General features: G+C 68.0%; 15 protein-coding genes. 9 read left to right on the top strand and 6 right to left on the bottom strand.

All coding sequences use genetic code 11. The features are described from left to right. Positions 1-256 precede the first annotated feature (256 nt). Positions 257-3,412 carry a TonB-dependent receptor domain-containing protein gene (locus tag Q7S93_RS06520; protein WP_304712932.1) on the top strand — a complete coding sequence of 1,052 codons (3,156 nt, stop codon included), beginning with the start codon at positions 257-259 and terminating at the stop codon, positions 3,410-3,412. 109 nt (positions 3,413-3,521) lie between these two features. On the opposite strand, the gene Q7S93_RS06515 is transcribed toward Q7S93_RS06520, so the two are convergent. From Q7S93_RS06515 to motA, 4 genes are all read right to left on the bottom strand, one after another. Continuing rightward, the gene (locus Q7S93_RS06515; protein WP_304712931.1) at positions 3,522-3,920 is read right to left on the bottom strand and encodes a DUF6491 family protein; all 399 of its coding nucleotides are present in this window, start codon (positions 3,918-3,920) and stop codon (positions 3,522-3,524) included. Between the two features lie 76 nt (positions 3,921-3,996). Further along, a complete protein-coding gene (mnmD, locus tag Q7S93_RS06510; RefSeq protein WP_304712930.1) occupies positions 3,997-5,826 on the bottom strand; it encodes a tRNA (5-methylaminomethyl-2-thiouridine)(34)-methyltransferase MnmD in 1,830 nt (609 codons plus the stop codon). A 114-nt stretch (positions 5,827-5,940) separates the two neighbouring features. Then, positions 5,941-6,219 (bottom strand): hypothetical protein, encoded by a 279-nt coding sequence (locus Q7S93_RS06505; RefSeq protein ID WP_304712929.1) that lies wholly within the window; start codon positions 6,217-6,219, stop codon positions 5,941-5,943. A 204-nt stretch (positions 6,220-6,423) separates the two neighbouring features. Beyond that, positions 6,424-7,293 (bottom strand): flagellar motor stator protein MotA, encoded by an 870-nt coding sequence (gene motA / locus Q7S93_RS06500; RefSeq protein WP_304712928.1) that lies wholly within the window; start codon positions 7,291-7,293, stop codon positions 6,424-6,426. 112 nt (positions 7,294-7,405) lie between these two features. On the opposite strand from motA, the gene Q7S93_RS06495 reads away from it, so the two are divergent. After that, positions 7,406-8,734: an MFS transporter gene (locus tag Q7S93_RS06495; protein ID WP_304712927.1), complete on the top strand. Its 1,329-nt coding sequence runs from the start codon at positions 7,406-7,408 to the stop codon at positions 8,732-8,734. 21 nt (positions 8,735-8,755) lie between these two features. Here Q7S93_RS06495 and Q7S93_RS06490 read toward each other — a convergent pair whose 3' ends face one another. Next, a complete protein-coding gene (locus tag Q7S93_RS06490; RefSeq protein WP_304712926.1) occupies positions 8,756-10,033 on the bottom strand; it encodes a lytic murein transglycosylase in 1,278 nt (425 codons plus the stop codon). A 290-nt stretch (positions 10,034-10,323) separates the two neighbouring features. Between Q7S93_RS06490 and Q7S93_RS06485 the strand changes: the two genes are divergently transcribed. From Q7S93_RS06485 to Q7S93_RS06465, 5 genes are read left to right on the top strand one after another with little or no spacing between them, the layout of a single operon-like run. Further along, positions 10,324-12,477 (top strand): TonB-dependent receptor domain-containing protein, encoded by a 2,154-nt coding sequence (locus Q7S93_RS06485; protein ID WP_304712925.1) that lies wholly within the window; start codon positions 10,324-10,326, stop codon positions 12,475-12,477. Then, the gene (locus Q7S93_RS06480; RefSeq protein WP_304712924.1) at positions 12,464-13,150 is read left to right on the top strand and encodes a PepSY-associated TM helix domain-containing protein; all 687 of its coding nucleotides are present in this window, start codon (positions 12,464-12,466) and stop codon (positions 13,148-13,150) included. Before Q7S93_RS06485 ends, Q7S93_RS06480 begins: the two co-directional genes overlap by 14 nt. Before the next feature lie 14 nt (positions 13,151-13,164). Next, complete coding sequence (locus tag Q7S93_RS06475) at positions 13,165-13,680, top strand: DUF2271 domain-containing protein (RefSeq protein ID WP_304712923.1); 516 nt, start codon at positions 13,165-13,167, stop codon at positions 13,678-13,680. Between the two features lie 34 nt (positions 13,681-13,714). Continuing rightward, positions 13,715-14,533: a DUF4198 domain-containing protein gene (locus Q7S93_RS06470; RefSeq protein WP_304712922.1), complete on the top strand. Its 819-nt coding sequence runs from the start codon at positions 13,715-13,717 to the stop codon at positions 14,531-14,533. Between the two features lie 5 nt (positions 14,534-14,538). Further along, positions 14,539-15,582, top strand: coding sequence for an FAD:protein FMN transferase (locus tag Q7S93_RS06465; RefSeq protein WP_304712921.1), 1,044 nt, complete (start codon positions 14,539-14,541; stop codon positions 15,580-15,582). Between the two features lie 5 nt (positions 15,583-15,587). On the opposite strand, the gene Q7S93_RS06460 is transcribed toward Q7S93_RS06465, so the two are convergent. After that, a complete protein-coding gene (locus tag Q7S93_RS06460) occupies positions 15,588-16,403 on the bottom strand; it encodes an SDR family NAD(P)-dependent oxidoreductase (RefSeq protein WP_304712920.1) in 816 nt (271 codons plus the stop codon). 195 nt (positions 16,404-16,598) lie between these two features. On the opposite strand from Q7S93_RS06460, the gene ykgO reads away from it, so the two are divergent. Beyond that, on the top strand, positions 16,599-16,724 hold the full coding sequence (ykgO, locus tag Q7S93_RS06455) for a type B 50S ribosomal protein L36 (RefSeq protein ID WP_056023006.1): 126 nt from the start codon (positions 16,599-16,601) through the stop codon (positions 16,722-16,724). A 19-nt stretch (positions 16,725-16,743) separates the two neighbouring features. Continuing rightward, a complete protein-coding gene (locus Q7S93_RS06450; protein WP_304712918.1) occupies positions 16,744-17,346 on the top strand; it encodes an HAD-IA family hydrolase in 603 nt (200 codons plus the stop codon). Positions 17,347-17,450 lie beyond the last annotated feature (104 nt).

Here is a 17,450-nt window from a genome sequence, read left to right as displayed (position 1 = left end):
ACCTGGGGTATACCGGAGGCTCAGCGGTGGATGTCTGTGGCGAAAATGTCATTCTCGAAGGTGAAGTATGCCCGAAACCCCTTTGTGGGTAAGGGATTTCGGATCAAAACTTGCGCACCAGTCAAATAGTCTGGTTATGTCCAAAGGTTGAAAAAATTCTGGCGGTTTCGCCAAAGCCGTCAGATGATCATTTTTGCTCAAGGGTCAAAATCCCCACGTCAGAAGGGGATCGACGCCAAGAGGGGGAAGGAAACCAATGTTGAAACGTACATATTTCTGCGGCGGCTCAGTCATGGCTGTCGCCCTGGCCATGGGCGCCGCCGGCCAGGCGGCGGCTCAGTCCCAACCGACTGTGGTCGAAGAGATCGTCGTCACCGGCTCATTCATCGCCGGCACGCCGGAGAACGCGGCTCTTCCGGTCGATGTGATCGGAACCCAGGAACTCGAACGTCGGGGCACGCCCTCGATGGTTCAGCTGATCAAGACCATCCCGTCATCGGGCGCGGTGATCGGTGAAAACAACCGCTTCGGCGCCGGCAACGGCGCGGCGACCATCAATCTGCGGAACCTCAACTCGACAGTGACCGGGCCTCGCACCCTGGTCCTGTTCAATGGCCGGCGGGTCGCCTCGACCACCCGCGCCCTGGGCAGCGTCGATGTGAACATGCTGCCGAGTTCCGCCATTACGCGCGTCGAAGTGCTGAAGGACGGCGCGGCGGCGACCTACGGCTCCGACGCCATCGCCGGCGTGGTGAACTTCATCACCCGCACCAATCTCGACGGCCTGGAGCTGACCGGCCAGTATCAATTCATCGACGGTTCCGACGGCGACTACGAACTGGGCGCCGCCTGGGGCTGGCAAGGCGAGCGCGCCAATCTGCTGCTCACCGGCGACTATCGCGAACGCTCCGAGCTCAGCATCTTCGAGCGCGACTGGGCGATCCTGACCGGCCCCGAAGGCTATCTGGAAAACCCGCTGGGCGGCTGGGCCGGCACCGGCAACCCCGGTCAGTACAACTACGCCACCACGGCGCCGGTGGGCTCGCCCAATACAGGCTTCACCGCAGCCTCGTTCACGGGCGCCCTGCCCGACATCGGCTGCGCAGCCAATGGCGGCGCCCCCTATGTCATCGGCTCGGCCATCGTCAGCCCGACGGCCTGTAACTTCCAGTACTCGAGCTTCGACAACCTCGTCGAGAACGAGCAGCAGTATAAGATCTACGGCCAGCTCGACTTCGACGTGACGGACGATATCCAGTTCCGCGCCGAAGCCCTCTATGCCAACAACTCGACGCCTCTGCAGAGCTGGGCGATGACGGGGCCGAACCAGTCGCCTTCGCCGATCCTGGCCTCCGGCGGCTCGGCGGGCGGCGGGGTTTCGCCGATCCCGGCGACGGGAACCTCGGAGCAGTCGCGCTTCTACATTCCGGCCGCCAACCCCGGCCTGCAGGCCCTGATCAGCCAGGTCCAGGCGGCTAGCTGCTCGGGCCCTGTCCTACCCTACGGCATTGACGCCGCCAGCTGCGCCACCGGTCTCGCCCTGGCGCGGGCCGGCATCGCCAGCGCCGGCCAGAATGGTCTGGTCACCAGCGCCACCAGTTGGCGGCCGATCGGCTTCGCCGGCAATCCCTATACTGACGATGGCCATAGCCACTACACCTACGAGACCCAGACCTTCCGGGTGGTCGGGGGGTTCAACGGCCGTATCAATGACTGGCTGCGGTTCGACTCGTCCCTGACCTACCAGCAGATCGACTACGAATATAATCTGCAGGACGTCTCGGTGAACCGCCTTCAACTCGGCCTCCGGGGCTTCGGCTCCCGCGCCGGCGGCGATGAGTGCACCGCGGCTGAGACCAACAACTTCACCACCAACGCCGGCAACGCCGCCCTGGGCTGCTACTTCTTCAACCCCTTCGCCAACGCGATCGAGGAGAGCACGGCGGGCACGGGCGCCAACCCCTACTACATCGCCTCCAGCAGCATTCCGGGCTTCAACCAGGCCGCTGAGGCGCGGGCCGATGTGGTCAACTGGATGGAAGAGGAGCAGTACAACCACGATCAGAGCCGTCTTCTGGTTGCGGACCTGATCTTCAGCGGTGAAACCCCGTGGACGCTCTGGGCCGACGACAACATCGCATGGGCGGCCGGCGCGCAGTATCGCTACGACCGGGACATCCGTGATCCGGACGCCTTCTACGACGCCAACGCCACCCCTTGCGTGGACTCGCCGCCCTTCGGCGACGGTCAGCCCGCCTGCCCGACCACCGCCAACGGCCCGTTCCTGTTCAACGCCAATATCCGGCCCTACGACGTCAATCGGAAGATCACGTCCGCCTTCGCCGAGGTTCGTCTTCCGATCCTCGACAACCTCGAAGTGACCCTCGCGGGCCGCTACGAGAAATATGAGGGCGTCGGCGAGACCTTCAATCCGAAGGCCAACTTCCGCTGGCAGGCCATGGACTGGTTCGCTCTGCGCGGCGCTATCGGCACCACCTATCGGGCCCCGCAGGCCACGATCGTCACCGACACCTTCGCCCGCGGCCTGACTAACGCCTCGGGCACCTATCGGGCCAACGACCTGTTCGGCAACCCGAACATCGAGCCCGAAGAGGCGATGACCTATTCGGTCGGCGCCATCTTCGATTTCGACCGGTTCAACGCCACGATCGACTACTGGAACTTCGACTTCGACAACCCGATGACGTCGGAGGCCACCGCGGACCTGCTGAACCTGTTCTTCCCGGGTGGCGCGGCGACCGGCCTCTGCGCCAATCCGGAATATGACGCCCTGGAAGCCCGGTTCACCTTCGTGCCCGGCAGCTGCGCGCGGACCGACATCCTCGGCTACCGCACCCAGTACATTAACGGCGGCGCCATCAAGACCAGCGGCGTCGATTTCAACGCCAATATCGAGGTCGCGGAAATCTATGACGGCCAGCTGACGGTCGGCTTCGACGGCACCTATCTGCTGAAGTACGAAGAAGACCCCTACGAGATCGAAGGCTTTGCGACCTCGACGGGCACTGTGGATCGGGCGGGCACCTACCGCGCCTCGATCTTCACGGGGTACAACAAGCTGCGGGCCAACGCCTTCGTCAACTACAACATGGGTATCCACAACGTCCGCTGGCAGCTCCGCCACGTGTCCTCGACCACCCATAGCGAAGCCACGCCGAACGCCATCGCCCGCAATGTCGGCAAGCCTGAAGCCGCCAAGATCGGGGAATACTGGCAGCACGACATCACCTATCGGGTCGAACTGCCCTGGGAAACGTCGATGTCTGTGACCGTGCAGAACCTCTTCGACGAGGAGCCGCCGTTCGCCATTGGCACCCAGTACAACTACGACTTCGGCAGCGGAAACCCCCTCGGGCGGGTGATCGCCGTCAGCGCCAAGAAGCGCTTCTAAAGCGCTTTAACGCAACCGGGCGGCGGCGCCGTCCGGTTCGCACCTCATCGGCGTCGCCCCTGGGCGGCGCCGATTTTCTTTGTCGATGGCCGCTTTGGCCGCCCGCGCCTCAGGGGCGGTGACCGCGGGGCAGGGCGTCGGCTTCGGCGGGCGTCAGCTTTCGCACCGCGCGCACCTGGCAGCTTTGCTGTCCGAACGGACCGGGGGTGACGATTGTCGCGTCCATCCCCCGGCATACGGTCGAACCGCTGCGGGATACGACGCCCAGCTTCTGGGCCCAGTCCATGTCGGGGCATGGGGCGAACATCTGCATCTCATAGACGTCGCGCACCCCGACCCTCAGATAGAGGGTCTCGTCATCTGGCGCGCTGAACCCGTTGACGTTGCGGGTGAAGAAGCACTCCCGACTGTCCGGGGCGTTCGTCGTGGTCTCCAGGTCATTGGAGCCGGTGGTCGGGGCGCAGGCGGCGGTCGCCAGCGCGGCCAGGGCGAGAATGGACGTACGCATGGAGAGCCTCCTCAATTCTGGTCAGGCCGCCGCCAAGGCGCTTCTGATGGCCGGACGGTAGCCCAGGATCGTGGTTTCAATCGGGCGCCAATCCCGCTCGTCGCTGCGCCCGGCGACGGAAACGGTCGGGGTCGATCAGGTCGATCATTTCGCCGGGCAGGGGCGAGGGGGCGCCGAGGAGCTGGGCGGCCACATGCTCGGCCAGGAGGGGCGCCAGGCAAAAGCCCCGGGAACCCAGGCCGGACAGGACGAACAGGCCTTTCTCGCCCCCCGGGCCTGGTCCGGCCAGCGGCAGGCGATCGGGCGTCACCGCCCGCAGCGATGCGCGCCCTGCAAGCGCGACGGCGCCGGCGCGGGCGGCCAGCTGGGGAAGGGCTTGGGCCAAAGTCTCCAAGTTGCGTCCGTGGTCGGAGGCGCGGACCTCGGAGCCATGGTCGTCGCGGTCGTGGGTGGCCCCAAACACCAGGCCATCCGGAGACGGGGCGACGTAGCCTCCCCAGGCGGCGGCCCGCGCATCCAGGCCAGGCGCCAGGGAGATCTGTCCCCGAACGGCCTGCAGGGGCGCCTGGGCCAGCAGTTCGCCGGCGCCCGCCCCGGCGCAGACCGCCACGGCGTCGCCGCGCCAGAGCTCTTGCCCCGCCGCCCCCAGCACGACCCACCGGTCGTCCCGGCGCGCCAGGGCCGAGACCGCGCCTTGGCTGACCTCGCCGAGCCAGGCCGACAGGATGGCGCTCGGCCTGACCACCAGGGCGCCGTGCTGGGCGAGACCGGCGCCCTCAGTCGCCTCTCCCGTCCACTGACCTACGGCCTGGCCGCCTATGACCTCCAAGGACCAGGACTCAAACAGGTCAGACGCTGCGATCCGGGCGAATCGGTCGCCGTCCTTGGGCTGATGGGCCAGTTGCAGCACGCCGCGGTCGAGCACCGCGCCGGGGATCGCTTCATACAGGGTTCGGGCGCGCGTCAGAGCCTGGGCGAAGAGGCCGGCGAGGGGGCCGAGCCCGGCGTCGAGACGGGGGGTGACGAGGGCGGCAGGATTGCCTGACGCGCCGTGGCCCGGACCGCCGGCGTCGAACACCTGGACCTCGGCTCCGCCTTGCCGCAACGCGCGGGCCAGGGCGGCGCCGGCCACGCCCGCGCCGATCACCGCCACCTGCGACGGCGGTGGGGCTGGAATGACAGCGTCGGTCTTCCAGGCTTCCAGACGTTCACGCTTGCGGCCGTGGCCCGGCCGCTTGGCCACCTCGAAGCCCTGCGCCTGAAGGCCCCGGCGGACGGCGCCGGCCACGGTGAAGGTGGCGAGGCGGCCCCCTGGCGCTGTGCGCGCCGCCACCCCTGCAAACACCTCGTCCCGCCACATCTGCGGATTGAGCGCCGGCGAGAAACCATCCAGGAACCAGGCGTCGGCCTGACCCGTCCAGGATCGCAGCGCCGCTGCGACTTCCATTACGGCCACATCCAGGGTGGCGTGGAATTCGGGCAGATCCACCCGGTGAAAGCCCCGCGCCTGACCTGGCCAGCGGTCGGTCAGCAGGCGGGCGAGGTCTGCAACCTCCGGCCAGGCGGCCAGCACGGCGGCGGCCGCCTCGGCGCGCAGGGGATGGGCTTCGACGGTGAAGATGTGAAGCCGCCCGCCGGGGGGCCGCGTCTCACGCCACAGGTCGAGCAGGGCCAGGATGTTGAGCCCGGTGCCGAAGCCAAGTTCGGCGACGGTGAACCGCCGGCGAGCGGCCCACCGCTCCGGCAGGCCGCACCCCTGCAGGAACACGGTCCGCGATTCGGCCAGGCCGTCTTCGGTGGAGAAATAGACGTCGCCATAGAGGCGCGAGCGCGGTTGGCCCTGATCGTCGAGAATCAGGGGCGACTCATCCGAACGGGAATCGGGCGGGGCGGCGGGCGGGAGCATCGCTCCATTGGCGGCCAGCGGACGATCGCTTCAAGACCTATCGTTCGCCCATAGCAAAAGGGCCGCCCCGGAGGGCGGCCCTTCATCGAAAACGCCGAGGCGTTCGCGAATGGCTTAGTGAGCCGGAGCTTCCACAGCGGCGTCAGCAGCCGGGGCTTCCGCGGCCGGCGCCATGGCGTCGGTGGCGGCGTCGGTGGCGGCGTCAGCAGCGGCGTCGGCGGTCGCGGCGGCGTCAACGGCCGTGTCGGCGGCGGCTTCGGCGGTCGCGGCTTCGGTGGTGGCTTCCGCGGCGGCTTCGTCGGCGGTTTCAGCGGGCTGGCCGCAGGCGGCGACGGAGAGAGCGGCGACGGCGGCGCCGGCCACGAGCAGCTTGCGAAGAATCTCGGAGGTCATGTCCCTGGTCCCCTGGAATGGAGGTTGATTGCGCCTGGCGCGACTGTCGCCCCCGGCCCGGGGGCCAGAAGCTTCAGCATCGCTGCGCAGTGCAGGAATATGCCGGTGTTTGGTGCGGGGGCAAGGGGGTAAATCACGCGGCTGTGATCACTTTTTTCGCCGACGCCGCCTCGCCCCCCGTTTTTGCCGGCAAAGCCGGTCCGATCAGGCCTCGGCCGGGATGGCCGAAAGGGCCTCTTCCAACTCCAGGAAGCTCGGCTGAGCGCCGCTGGGCACATGACCACGGCCGATCTCGACGGAGATCTGCGCGGCGTTGCCATGCAGGTGGGCCACCAGGACGGCCTGGATGATCTTGTAGAAGGAGGCCTCCTCCTCGACCACGGCGCTGAGTCGCGACGACAGCGGTCCTACCAGGCCATAGGCCAGGAACACGCCCAGGAAGGTGCCGACCAGGGCGCCGCCGATCATGCCGCCCAGGACCTCGGGAGGCTCGGAGATCGAGCCCATGGTCTTCACCACGCCGAGCACGGCGGCGACGATGCCCAGGGCCGGAAGGGCGTCGGCGGTGTTCTGCAGGGCGTGGGCCGGCGCCAGGGCCTCGTGATGGTGCTTTTCGAGCTGCTTTTCCATGGCGTCTTCGACCTGGTGGGGATCTTCCAGGTTCATGGTCATCATCCGCAGGGTGTCGCAGATGAAATCCACGGCGAAGTGGTCCTTGGTGATCTTCGGATAGCGGGAGAAGATCGTGCTCTCGCCCGGGTTTTCGATGTGGCTTTCCAGGGCGATGACGCCCTTGGACTTCATGGTCTTGGTCAACAGGAACAGCAGGGACAAGAGGTCGCGGTAGTCCGACGCCTTCCACTTGGGGCCGGCGAAGGCCTTGGCCAGGCCGCCGCCGACGCCCTTGATCACGGTCATCGAGTGGCTGATCAGGAAGGCGGCCACCGCGGCGCCGCCGATCGCCATCATCTCGTGGGGCAGGGCGTGGAGGATGATCCCCATATTGCCGCCGGCCATGATGTAGCTGCCGAACACCATGGCGAACAGCAGAACGATCCCGATGATCTGGAACATGACGACGTTTGGCCCCCGGCTAATCCTGCGGGAGCATCGGGGTTAATGCTTAATGGCCGGTGTGCGGTAATCGCAATTGCCTGCGGTGACGCGCCGCATTAACAGCGGTCACATGTCCGGATCTCCCGCGCTCCCCGTGGTGCTTCCCAAGCGTTCATTCGCGATCATCTTCGGGGTGTCCCTGGCCACGGCCATGGGCAATACGGGGCTGATCTCGGTGCTGCCGGCCATTGGCCGCTCGATTGGCATCCCCGACCCCCTGGTGGCGGCGGTCTTTTCGCTCTCGGCGCTTCTGTGGGCGTTTTCCTCGCCCTTCTGGGCCCGGGCCTCGGACCGGTATGGGCGCAAGCCGCTGATGCTGGTCGGCCTGACCGGCTTCATGGTCTCGATGGTCTGCTGCGGCCTGGTGGTGAATGCGGGCCTGCGCCACTGGGCGACGCCCATGGTGATCTTCGTCTTCTTCCTGTTCGCCCGAGCCCTGTTCGGCCTGTTCGGGGCCGCCTCGAACCCGGCGACCCAGGCCTATGTGGCCGAGCATACCGCGCCCGAGAAGCGCACCCAGGCCATGTCCAGCCTGGCCGGCGCCTTCGGCCTGGGGACGGTGATCGGCCCCTTTCTCGCGCCGCTGCTGATCCTGCCCTTCCTGGGCCTGTCGGGGCCGCTGTTCGGCTTCGCCCTGATCGCCGCGGTCATGTTGTTCGTCGTCTATCGCTTCCTGCCCGAGAGCCCCTTCGCCGGCGAAACCCGCGCGCGCACCGACGCAGAGGCCGAGACCCGCAAGGCCAATCCCGGGGTCAAGGAAACGCCCATGTGGCGGGACCCGCGGATCACGCCCTTCCTGATCTATGGCTTCCTGGTCGCCGCCTGCCAGACGGCCCAGGGTCAGACCCTGGGCTTTCTGATCATCGACAAGCTGGCCCTGTCGCCGGCCGCCGCCCAGGGCTTCATCGCCATCGCCATGATGTTCGGGGCCATGGCTGGCCTGCTGGCCCAGTGGGGCATCATCCGCATGTTCGAGATGACTCCGCGCCAACTGCTGCGCTGGGGCGTCGCCGTGGCCGCGGTGGGCAATGTGATCGTCGCCCTGTCGCCCAACTACTGGGCGGTGGTCATGGGCTATGCGATCGCTAGCCTCGGCTTTGGCTTCGCCCGCCCGGGTTTCACGGCGGGGTCGTCCCTGGCGGTGAACATGGGCGAACAGGCCCGGGTGGCCGGCGCCATCGCCGCCGTGAACGGCGTCAATGTGGTGTTGGCCCCGTTCTTCGTGTGGCTCTACCAGCTGATCGCCTGGGCGCCGTTTGCGCTGAACGCCGCGATTATGGTGGGCCTGCTCTACTACGCCTTCCGCAATCCCCAGCTTCGGAACGCCGACCCCGAGCCGGCGACGCGGGCCGACGCGGCCATGGCCACCCTCGAGCGCCGGGACGAGTCCGGCCAGTAGCGGCCCGGCGTCGGGTGAAGCTCAGTTCGGGGCGCCGGTCTCTGAGCGGAGGCGACGGACCATTTCCAGCGACAGGTAGCCGTCAGCCACCAGGCCGCGGGCCTGTTGATAGGCGCGCAGGGCCTTGCGGGTGTTGACGCCCACAATGCCGTCCGGGGCGCCGGCGTCGAAGCCGAGCTGGTTGAGGGCGGTCTGGGCCGCCGTGCGGTCGGAGAGCGCCAGCGGCGTCTCCTGCGGCCAGTCGCGGACCAGCCGCCCTTCGCCGCCTAGGCGCTGGGCCAGCAGTCCGACGCCCAAGGCATAGGCCGTCGAATTATTGTAGCGGCGGATCATGAAGTGGTTGTGGAAGATCAGGAACATCGGCCCGCCGGCGCCGGAGGGGGCGATCAGTTCGGCCGGGGCGTTCTGATCGGCGGCCGCTATGGGGCGACCATCGGCCGGGACGACGCCGCGCTGCGCCCACCAGGCCGGGATCTCCCGAGGGCCCTCGGTCAGCGCGTAGTCGAAGCTGGCCGGCACGGTGACTTCCCGGTGCCAGCTCTCGCCTCGGCGCCAGCCGGCCTTGGACAGCAGGTTGGCGGCCGAGGCCAGGGCGTCGGCCGAGGATCCCCAGAGGTCGCGGCGGCCGTCGCCGTCGCCATCGATGGCGGTGGCCAGGAAGGTGGTGGGGATGAATTGGGTCTGGCCCATGGCGCCGGCCCAGGAGCCGACCAGGCGCGACCGGGGGAATTCCCCGGAGCCGATGATCTTGAGCGCGGCCATCAGCTGGTCTTCGGCGAATTCCCGTCGGCGGCCATCGGCGGCCAGGGTGGCCATGGCGCGGACTACGTCGAAGTCGCCCAGGATGGCGCCGAACCCGGACTCGAGGCCCCAGATGGCCACCAGCACATTGCGCGGCACGCCAAAGCGCGTCTCGATGTCGCTCAGGGCCGGCAGGGCGTCGCGGCGCCGCGCGCCAATGGCGATTCGATCTTCGGTCACCACGCCGCGGATGTAGTCGCTGACGGGGCGAGAGAACTCGGGCTGCCGGGAATCCAGCGCTGAAATCCGGTCGTTGGGCGTCAGGCCGCGGAGCTCCCGGTCCACCAGATCGGAAGGCAGGCCAGCCTTGACCGCCTTGACGTAGAATTCCTTCAGCCAGGCGTCGAAGGTCGGGCTGCCCGAGGGCGGCAGATCGACGGTGGGCTCAGGCCGGTAAGGCGTCGGCGCGCCAGGGCCCAGGGCCAGTTGAGGGCCGAGGTTGGCGGCGGGGTCAGCGCAACCGGCGACAAGCAGCACAAGAAAGGAGCGTCGATCCATGGCCAATCCTAGGTCTCCTTGGCCTACGCCTCAATCACGCGATCGCGTGATGGGGCCGATATGGAGAGCCCCGGGCCTTTGCAGGCCCGGGGCTTCAGGACGCTAGGCGAGATTGGTGGGGGGGATCACAACCTCGCCTGCGGACAATGAAAGCCTGAAGGACCCTGCGGGTTCCGCGCGGCGGCGAGGAAATCTTGCCGCGAGGGTGAGAATTAATCGCAAAAAACTTGTGGCCTCGGAAAGGCCTTGCTAGTGCGAGCCAGTCGCAAGTCAGTAGGGTCGTCTCGTTTATGTCCGGTTTCCGTCGCAGTGGCCTTCGCCGCAGTCTCTTTTGCTCCGTCGTCAGCCTCGGGATCGCCGCCGGGAGCGCCGCTGTCGCCCAGGCCCCCAGCGCGCTGGACTCCGCCAATGACGCCGCCGAAGTCGAGCAGCTGGTGGTCACCGCCTCGGCCTTCGAACGCAAGCTGGTCGAGGCGCCCGCATCGGTCAGCGTGATCACCCGCGAAGCCCTGCAGACCAAGCGATTCTCGAGCCTCGCCGAGGCCCTGGCGGACGTCGAAGGCGTCGATGTGGGCGATGGCGTCGGCAAGACCGGCGGCCTGAACATCTCGATCCGCGGCATGCCCAGCGACTATACCCTGGTGCTGATCGACGGCCGCCGTCAGAACGCGGCGGGCAATGTGACGCCCAATGGCTTTGGCGAAACCTCCACCAGCTTCATGCCGCCCACCTCGGCCATCGAGCGGATCGAGGTGGTCCGCGGGCCGATGTCGACCCTCTATGGCTCCGACGCCATGGGCGGCGTGGTCAACATCATCACCCGCCGGGTCGGCGACCGCTGGCGGGCGGCGACGACCGTGCAGGGGACCTTGCAGAGCGATGACCAGTTCGGCGCCAGCTATGGCGCCGAGGCCTATGTCGATGGCCCGATCATCCCGGACCTGCTGGGCCTGGCGCTGCGCGGCAGCCTCTTCAAGCGCGACGCCTCCGATCTCGCCTATGTGGACGCCAACGGCCAGCCGGTCGAGGTGTCCAAGCGCGGGCCCAGCCCGGTGGAGGCCGACATCTGGACCCTGGGCGGCCGGCTGAGCTTCACGCCCGCCGCCGACCACGACCTGTGGCTGGATGTCGATGTGGCCGAACAATCCTATGACAATTCCGACAGCCAGCTCGGCACCGGCACGGTCCAGGGGGGCTACGGTCCCGAGCTGCGCTTCGAGCGCGAGCAATACGGCCTGGCCCATGACTGGCGCTCGCCCATCGGCCTGATCACCTCGGACGTGGTGCGCAACACCACCACGACGATCGGGCGGACCATCCCGCCGGGCACGCCCGGCAAGACCGCCGGCGACCCGCGCACGCTGGAGGCCACCAACACCATCTTCAACACCCGTCTGGCCACGGAGATGGGGGCGCACGCCTTCACCGTGGGCGGCCAGTGGTGGGAGGCCGAGATGGTCGATGGGGTGGCCGTCGACACCTATGAGCACACCCAATGGGCGGTGTTCGCCGAGGACGAATGGCGCCTGCTGGACAATCTCGCCCTCACGGTCGGCGTCCGGCACGACGACCATTCCAAGTTCGGCGGCCAGACCAGCCCCCGGGCCTATCTGGTCTGGACGGCTAACGACGCCTGGACGGTGAAGGGCGGGGTCAGCCGCGGCTTCAAGACCCCGCGCCTGGACCAGATCGCCTCGGGCATCACGGGCTTCACCGCCCAGGGCACAGTGCCGACCATCGGCACGCCGACCCTGCAGCCGGAAACCAGCACGACCGCCGAGGTCGGGGTCTATTTCGACAATGGCGCCGGCTTTGACGCCAACCTGACCCTGTTCAACAGCGAGTTCGAGGACAAGATCGCCTCAGGCCCCGGCCTGCCCAACTGTTCCTTCGCCGGCAGCCCCAATCGCCCCGGTTGCGTGGACTATGGCGCCTTCCCCCGGGTCGATCTCTATGGCCAGACGGTGAACATCGACGAGGCGGTGACCCGCGGGGCCGAGGTAGCGGCCCGCTACGCCTTCAGCCCCGATTGGACGGTCTCGGGCAACTACACCTACACCGACAGCGAGCAGAAAAGCGGCCCCTCGGCGGGCGAGCCCCTGGTGAATACGCCCGAGCACATGCTGAACGGCAGCGTCCGTTGGCGCGCCACGGACAAGCTGAACGCCTGGGTGCGGACCGAGGTGCGCTCCGAGCGCTATCGTGGCGCCGGCGCCGCTCAGGACGCCCTGGGCGACTACAAGGGCTACAGCCTCTTCCATCTGGGCGGCAGCTACCAGGTGGCGGAAAATGTCCGGGTGAACGCCACCATCTACAACCTGTTCGACAAGGACTTCGTGTCTTATCTGCCCTATGCGAACGGCGCGACCACGGCCTATGCGGGCGAGTACGCCATCAACCAGGAGCCGCGGCGGCTGTGGGTTTCGGTGAATGTCGACTTCTGAACGGCTAGGCGCAGCCTCAGCGGCCCCTGACGCCGCCGAGGCGCGCGCCCGGGCCAAGCGTCAGGCGCAACGGAGAGCTGGCTTCCTGCGCCAGACCCTGCGCTGGCACTGGATCAGCGCGGCCATCTGCCTGATCGGCATGCTGCTGTTCGCCATCACGGGCATTACGCTCAACCATGCGGGCTCCATCCCGGCCACGCCGCGGGTGAGCGAGCGGACGGCCGAGCTGCCGGCCGATCTCCTGGCCCTGGCGCAGGCTGCGGAGGCGCAGGAGGCTCCTCTGCCCGAGCCCGTACGCGCCTGGATCGGCGACCAATTGAAGGTGAGCCTGCCGGCCGACGCTGCGCCGGAATGGTCGGCGGGCGAGGCCTATCTCGCCCTGCCGCGGCCTGGCGGCGACGCCTGGCTGAGCCTCGACACGGAGGTGGGCGAGGTCATCTATGAGCGCACCGATCGCGGCGTGGTCGCCTACCTCAATGATCTGCACAAGGGCCGCAACACCGGGGTGGCCTGGATGTGGTTCCTCGACATCTTCGCCGTCGGGTGCGTGGTCTTCTGCGTCACCGGCCTGATCCTGCTGCAACTGCACTCTCACGCCCGCCGCTCCACCTGGCCCCTGGTGGGGGCGGGCCTGATCATTCCCCTGCTGCTCGCCCTGCTCTTCATTCACTGAACGGATCTTCGCCCATGCGCCGACTTGCCTCCGCCGCCGTTCTTACCGGTCTGATGGCCGCCCCGGCCGCCGCCGCCGAGCTGAACCTCAGTGTGGAAATCCCGCGCATGTCGGTGGCCGAGTACCACAATCCCTATGTGGCCATCTGGGTCGAGAAGCCGGACCAGAGCGCGGTGAAGACCCTGGCGGTCTGGTACGACATCAAGCTCAGGAACAGCGAAGGCGAGACCTGGCTGAAGGACATGCGCCAGTGGTGGCGCCGGGCGGGGCGGGCCATGACCCTGCCGGCCGACGGCGTCAGCGGCGCCACCAAGGCGCCGGGCCGTCATCAGGTAAAGTTCGTCGGCGGCAAGGCGCCGCTCGGCACGCTTCCGGCCGGCCAGTACAATCTGGTGGTGGAAGCCGCCCGCGAGGTCGGCGGCCGCGAAATGGTCCGCATCCCCTTCCAGTGGCCGCCCCAGGCCGCCGCCAGCGGCCAGGCCAAGGGCGAGACCGAGCTCGGCGTCGTCAGCCTCAGCCTCAAGCCCTGATCCCCCTTTCAACAGAATTCCGGAGAGACGCGCCATGAAGACCCTGCTTCGCCCTCTTTGCGCCGCTGCGGCGCTCACCGCCATGCTGGCCGCCCCCATGGCCGCCCAGGCCCACCGGCAGTGGATGCTGCCCTCCATGACCGTGCTGTCGGGGACCGATCCCTGGGTGACCGTCGATGCGGCGGTGTCCAACGACCTGTTCGTCTTCGAGCATGTGCCCATGCGCCTGGACGGCCTGGTCATCACCGGCCCTGACGGTGCCGCTGTGCCCCACCAGAATGCGGCGACCGGCAAGTATCGCTCGACCTTCGATGTCCAGCTTTCCAAGCCCGGCACCTATCGCATCGCCAGCGTCGGCGATGGCGTCATGGCCTCCTACAAGCTGGCCGGCGAGCAGAAGCGCTGGCGCGGGGCGGCCGCTGATCTGCCCACCGCCATCCCGGCCGAGGCCACCGACATCAAGATCACCCACTCCCAGCGCCGTATCGAAACCTTCGCCACCGTGGGCGAGCCCACCACCGAGGCCCTGGCGCCGACCGGCAAGGGCCTGGAGCTGGCCCCGGTCACCCATCCCAACGACCTGTTCGCTGGCGAGACGGCGCAGTTCCGCCTGCTGCTCGACGGTCAGCCGGCTCCGGGCGTCGAGGTCACCGTAATCCGCGGCGCCGGCCGCTATCGCGACGATCCGGGCGAGATGAAGCTCACCACCGCCGCCGACGGCCTGCTGGAGATCAATTGGGCGGAGCCGGGCATGTACTGGATGGAGGCCGAGGTGCGGGGCGGCAAGAGCCCGATCGAGGGCGCCGAGCGCATGGCGGTCTATGTCGGCACCCTGGAAGTCCTGCCGGAATAGGCCGGTTGGCTTCCCAGGCTCCCTCATCGGTGCGCGCCGGCCCTGAACACCGGGTCGCCGTGCCCCTGACCCTGCCTGAGGATCTGGCGCCCCAGGCCGGCGGGCTGGAGGTGGAAGCCTCCGGCGTCGCCATGGGCGTGACCTGGACGCTCCGGGCGATCACCCTGCCGGGCCTTGGCGCCCAGGTCCTGGCCCGCACGGTCCAGGACCGCCTGGACCGTGTGGTCGCGGAGATGAGCACCTGGGAGCCGGCCTCCCATATCAGCGCCTTCAACCGCGCCCCGGCCGGCGCCTGGCAGGACCTGCCCCAAGGCTTCGCCCAGGTGATGGCCTGCGCCCTGGGGATGGCGGCCCTGGGCCGGGGGGCCTTCGACCCCACGGTCGGGCGCCTGACGGATCTCTGGGGATTCGGGCCGCCGGGACCGGTGGCCACGCCGCCGACGGACGAGATGGTCGCCGACGCCCTGGCTGGGGCCGGCTGGGCGCGACTCGACTTCGATCCCGTCGGTCGCCGGCTGCGCCAGCCGGGGGGCCTTAGCCTGGACCTGTCAGGCGTCGCCAAGGGGTTCGGGGTCGATGAGGCGGCCCGCGCGCTCCTGCGTCTTGGGGTGCGTGACTTCCTGCTGGAGGTCGGCGGCGAGTTGCGCGGCGAGGGGCTCAAGCCCGACGGCCAGCCCTGGTGGGTGGCCCTGGAGCGGCTGGAGGGCGAGGTCGAAAGCCAGACGCCGATCCTGCTGGCCCTGTGCGGCCTGTCAGTGGCCACCTCGGGCGACTACCGCCGCTATATGATCCATGAGGGCCGGCGCCTCGCCCATACCCTCGATCCCCGCACCGGCCGGCCCAGCGAGAGCGGCGTAGGCTGCGTCAGCGTGCTGCACCCCCAGGCCATGGTCGCCGACGCCTGGTGCACCCTGCTGTCGGTGGCGGGGGCGGACGAGGGCCTGGCGCTCTGCGCGGCCCACGACATCCCCGCCCGCTTCCTCATCCACACGAAAAAGGGCCTGGAAGAGCGGCTCTCGCCAGCCTTCCAGGCCCTCCTTGAAGACTAGATTCCTCAGACCAGTTCGGACGGCTTGATCCCCAGCTCCTTGAGCAGGGGCTCGGCATAGTCCACCCGTCCGGTCATGGATTTCGCATCGGCCTTGGCCAGCTGATAGACGGCCTCGGCGATGAACTCGATGGGCTGCACCCGGTCCTTGGTCTGCTCATTGATCAGGCCGTGCACCGCCACGCCGGGGGTGTCGACCAGGCCCGGCGAGACCACATTGACCGCGATCCCGTCGCCCTGGACCTCGGACGCCAGGCCTGTCGTGAACCGCTCCAGGGCCGCCTTGCACAGGCCATAGACCGTGCCGCCGCGGCCGCCGGAATAGGGCTGTTTGGGATGGATGCCGGCCGGCGAGGAGATGTTGACGATCGAGCCCCAGCCCTTCTGGCGCATGCCGGGCATGACCAGCTGGGCCAGATGGAAGGGCGCATAGACCTGCACCTCCATCATCAGCTTGAAGCGCTTCTCGGTGAAGTCCTGGACCGGCATGAAATAAGTGATGGCGGCGTTGTTGATCAGGATGTCGATGGGGCCAAAGGCGGCTTCGGCCTCCTCGACCAGCCGCTCGCGCTCAGACGCCTGGGCGAGGTCGGCCTTGACCAGGACGGCCTCGGCGCCGGCCGCCTTCAGGCGCTCGACCGTGTGGGCGAGCGTCCCGGGCAGGCGGCTCTCGCCCTCCTGGGCGGTGCGGGCCGAGACGACGACCTTGGCGCCTTCCATGGCCAGGCGCGCGGCGATGGCCTCGCCGATGCCGCGGCTGGCGCCGGTGACCAGGGCGGTCTTGCCCTTCAGGGTTCCGTTCGGATTAATGGTCGCAGACATAATGAATGATCCTCCCATGACTTAATTCTTATGGGAGAAGCCTCGCGCCTTTGGGCCGGCGCCGCAAGCCAGACCAGGGGCGGCAGGGCCCGGATGCGACGCCCCGTTGACTCCCAAGGCCTCGCCCCGTATATGCGCCCGCTCTGTTGGTAACCCTCTGGAAGACGGCGCGCGGCGACGCGCGAAGACAAGCTCATGAAGGTCAGAAGCTCGCTGAAGTCGCTGAAGACGCGTCACCGCGACTGCAAGCTCGTTCGCCGCAAGGGCGTGGTCTACGTCATCAACAAGACGGACCCGCGCTTCAAAGCCAAGCAGGGCTAAGCGCGGCCGGCTCCCGGAGATGGCCAAGGCGGTCCTCTGGGATATCGGCAATGTCGTGGTCCGCTGGGACCCGAAGACGCTCTATTCCAAAATCTTTCCGGAGCCGGTCGAACGCGACCGGTTCCTTTCGCATGTCTGCACCATGGTCTGGCATGTGAACCACGACCTGGGCGTCACCTTCGAAGACAACCGCAAGGCCCTGGTCGCGCGCTTCCCGGAATACGCGGCGCAGATCCTCGCCTGGGAGGCGCGGTGGTGGGAGATGTTTTCCGGAACCATCGCCGAGACCGAAGACGCCATCGAGGCCCTGCACGCGGCCGGCGTGCCGCAGTTTGGCCTGACCAACATGTCCCATGAGGTGTTTGACGGGGTCATCGCCATGAGCCCGGCCTTTGCCCGCCTGGAGGGCTATGTGGTCTCGGCCGAAGAGAAGCTGATCAAGCCCGACCCGCGCATCTACGCCATCGCCTGCGAGCGGTTCGGCCATGCGGCCGGCGACATCCTGTTCGTGGACGACAGCGCGGCCAATATCGCCGCGGCCAAGGCCTTTGGCCTGAACACCCACCACTTCACCGACCCGGCGGCCCTGCGCCCCGCCCTCGAGGCCCACGGCCTCCTTTAGAGACCTGGCGCGCCGCAGGCGCCTTCCTGTTCAACCACGAAGGACACGAAGACCACAAAGGGGCGGCGGTGCTGAGCCTTCGCGCCCTTTGTGTCCTTCGTGGT

Source organism: Phenylobacterium sp., assembly GCF_030646615.1.
GTDB lineage: Bacteria > Pseudomonadota > Alphaproteobacteria > Caulobacterales > Caulobacteraceae > Phenylobacterium.
Note: the sequence above shows the minus strand (reverse complement) of the source record. Positions and strands in the feature narration are given on the sequence as shown.

What these genes read in the sequence shown, in the direction of transcription:
- Q7S93_RS06520 (WP_304712932.1), top strand. Translation starts at nt 257, where the DNA reads ATGTTGAAACGTACATATTTCTGCGGCGGCTCAGTCATGGCTGTCGCC.
- Q7S93_RS06515 (WP_304712931.1), bottom strand. Translation starts at nt 3,920, where the DNA reads ATGCGTACGTCCATTCTCGCCCTGGCCGCGCTGGCGACCGCCGCCTGC.
- mnmD (WP_304712930.1), bottom strand. Translation starts at nt 5,826, where the DNA reads ATGCTCCCGCCCGCCGCCCCGCCCGATTCCCGTTCGGATGAGTCGCCC.
- Q7S93_RS06505 (WP_304712929.1), bottom strand. Translation starts at nt 6,219, where the DNA reads ATGACCTCCGAGATTCTTCGCAAGCTGCTCGTGGCCGGCGCCGCCGTC.
- motA (WP_304712928.1), bottom strand. Translation starts at nt 7,293, where the DNA reads ATGTTCCAGATCATCGGGATCGTTCTGCTGTTCGCCATGGTGTTCGGC.
- Q7S93_RS06495 (WP_304712927.1), top strand. Translation starts at nt 7,406, where the DNA reads ATGTCCGGATCTCCCGCGCTCCCCGTGGTGCTTCCCAAGCGTTCATTC.
- Q7S93_RS06490 (WP_304712926.1), bottom strand. Translation starts at nt 10,033, where the DNA reads ATGGATCGACGCTCCTTTCTTGTGCTGCTTGTCGCCGGTTGCGCTGAC.
- Q7S93_RS06485 (WP_304712925.1), top strand. Translation starts at nt 10,324, where the DNA reads ATGTCCGGTTTCCGTCGCAGTGGCCTTCGCCGCAGTCTCTTTTGCTCC.
- Q7S93_RS06480 (WP_304712924.1), top strand. Translation starts at nt 12,464, where the DNA reads ATGTCGACTTCTGAACGGCTAGGCGCAGCCTCAGCGGCCCCTGACGCC.
- Q7S93_RS06475 (WP_304712923.1), top strand. Translation starts at nt 13,165, where the DNA reads ATGCGCCGACTTGCCTCCGCCGCCGTTCTTACCGGTCTGATGGCCGCC.
- Q7S93_RS06470 (WP_304712922.1), top strand. Translation starts at nt 13,715, where the DNA reads ATGAAGACCCTGCTTCGCCCTCTTTGCGCCGCTGCGGCGCTCACCGCC.
- Q7S93_RS06460 (WP_304712920.1), bottom strand. Translation starts at nt 16,403, where the DNA reads ATGTCTGCGACCATTAATCCGAACGGAACCCTGAAGGGCAAGACCGCC.
- ykgO (WP_056023006.1), top strand. Translation starts at nt 16,599, where the DNA reads ATGAAGGTCAGAAGCTCGCTGAAGTCGCTGAAGACGCGTCACCGCGAC.
- Q7S93_RS06450 (WP_304712918.1), top strand. Translation starts at nt 16,744, where the DNA reads ATGGCCAAGGCGGTCCTCTGGGATATCGGCAATGTCGTGGTCCGCTGG.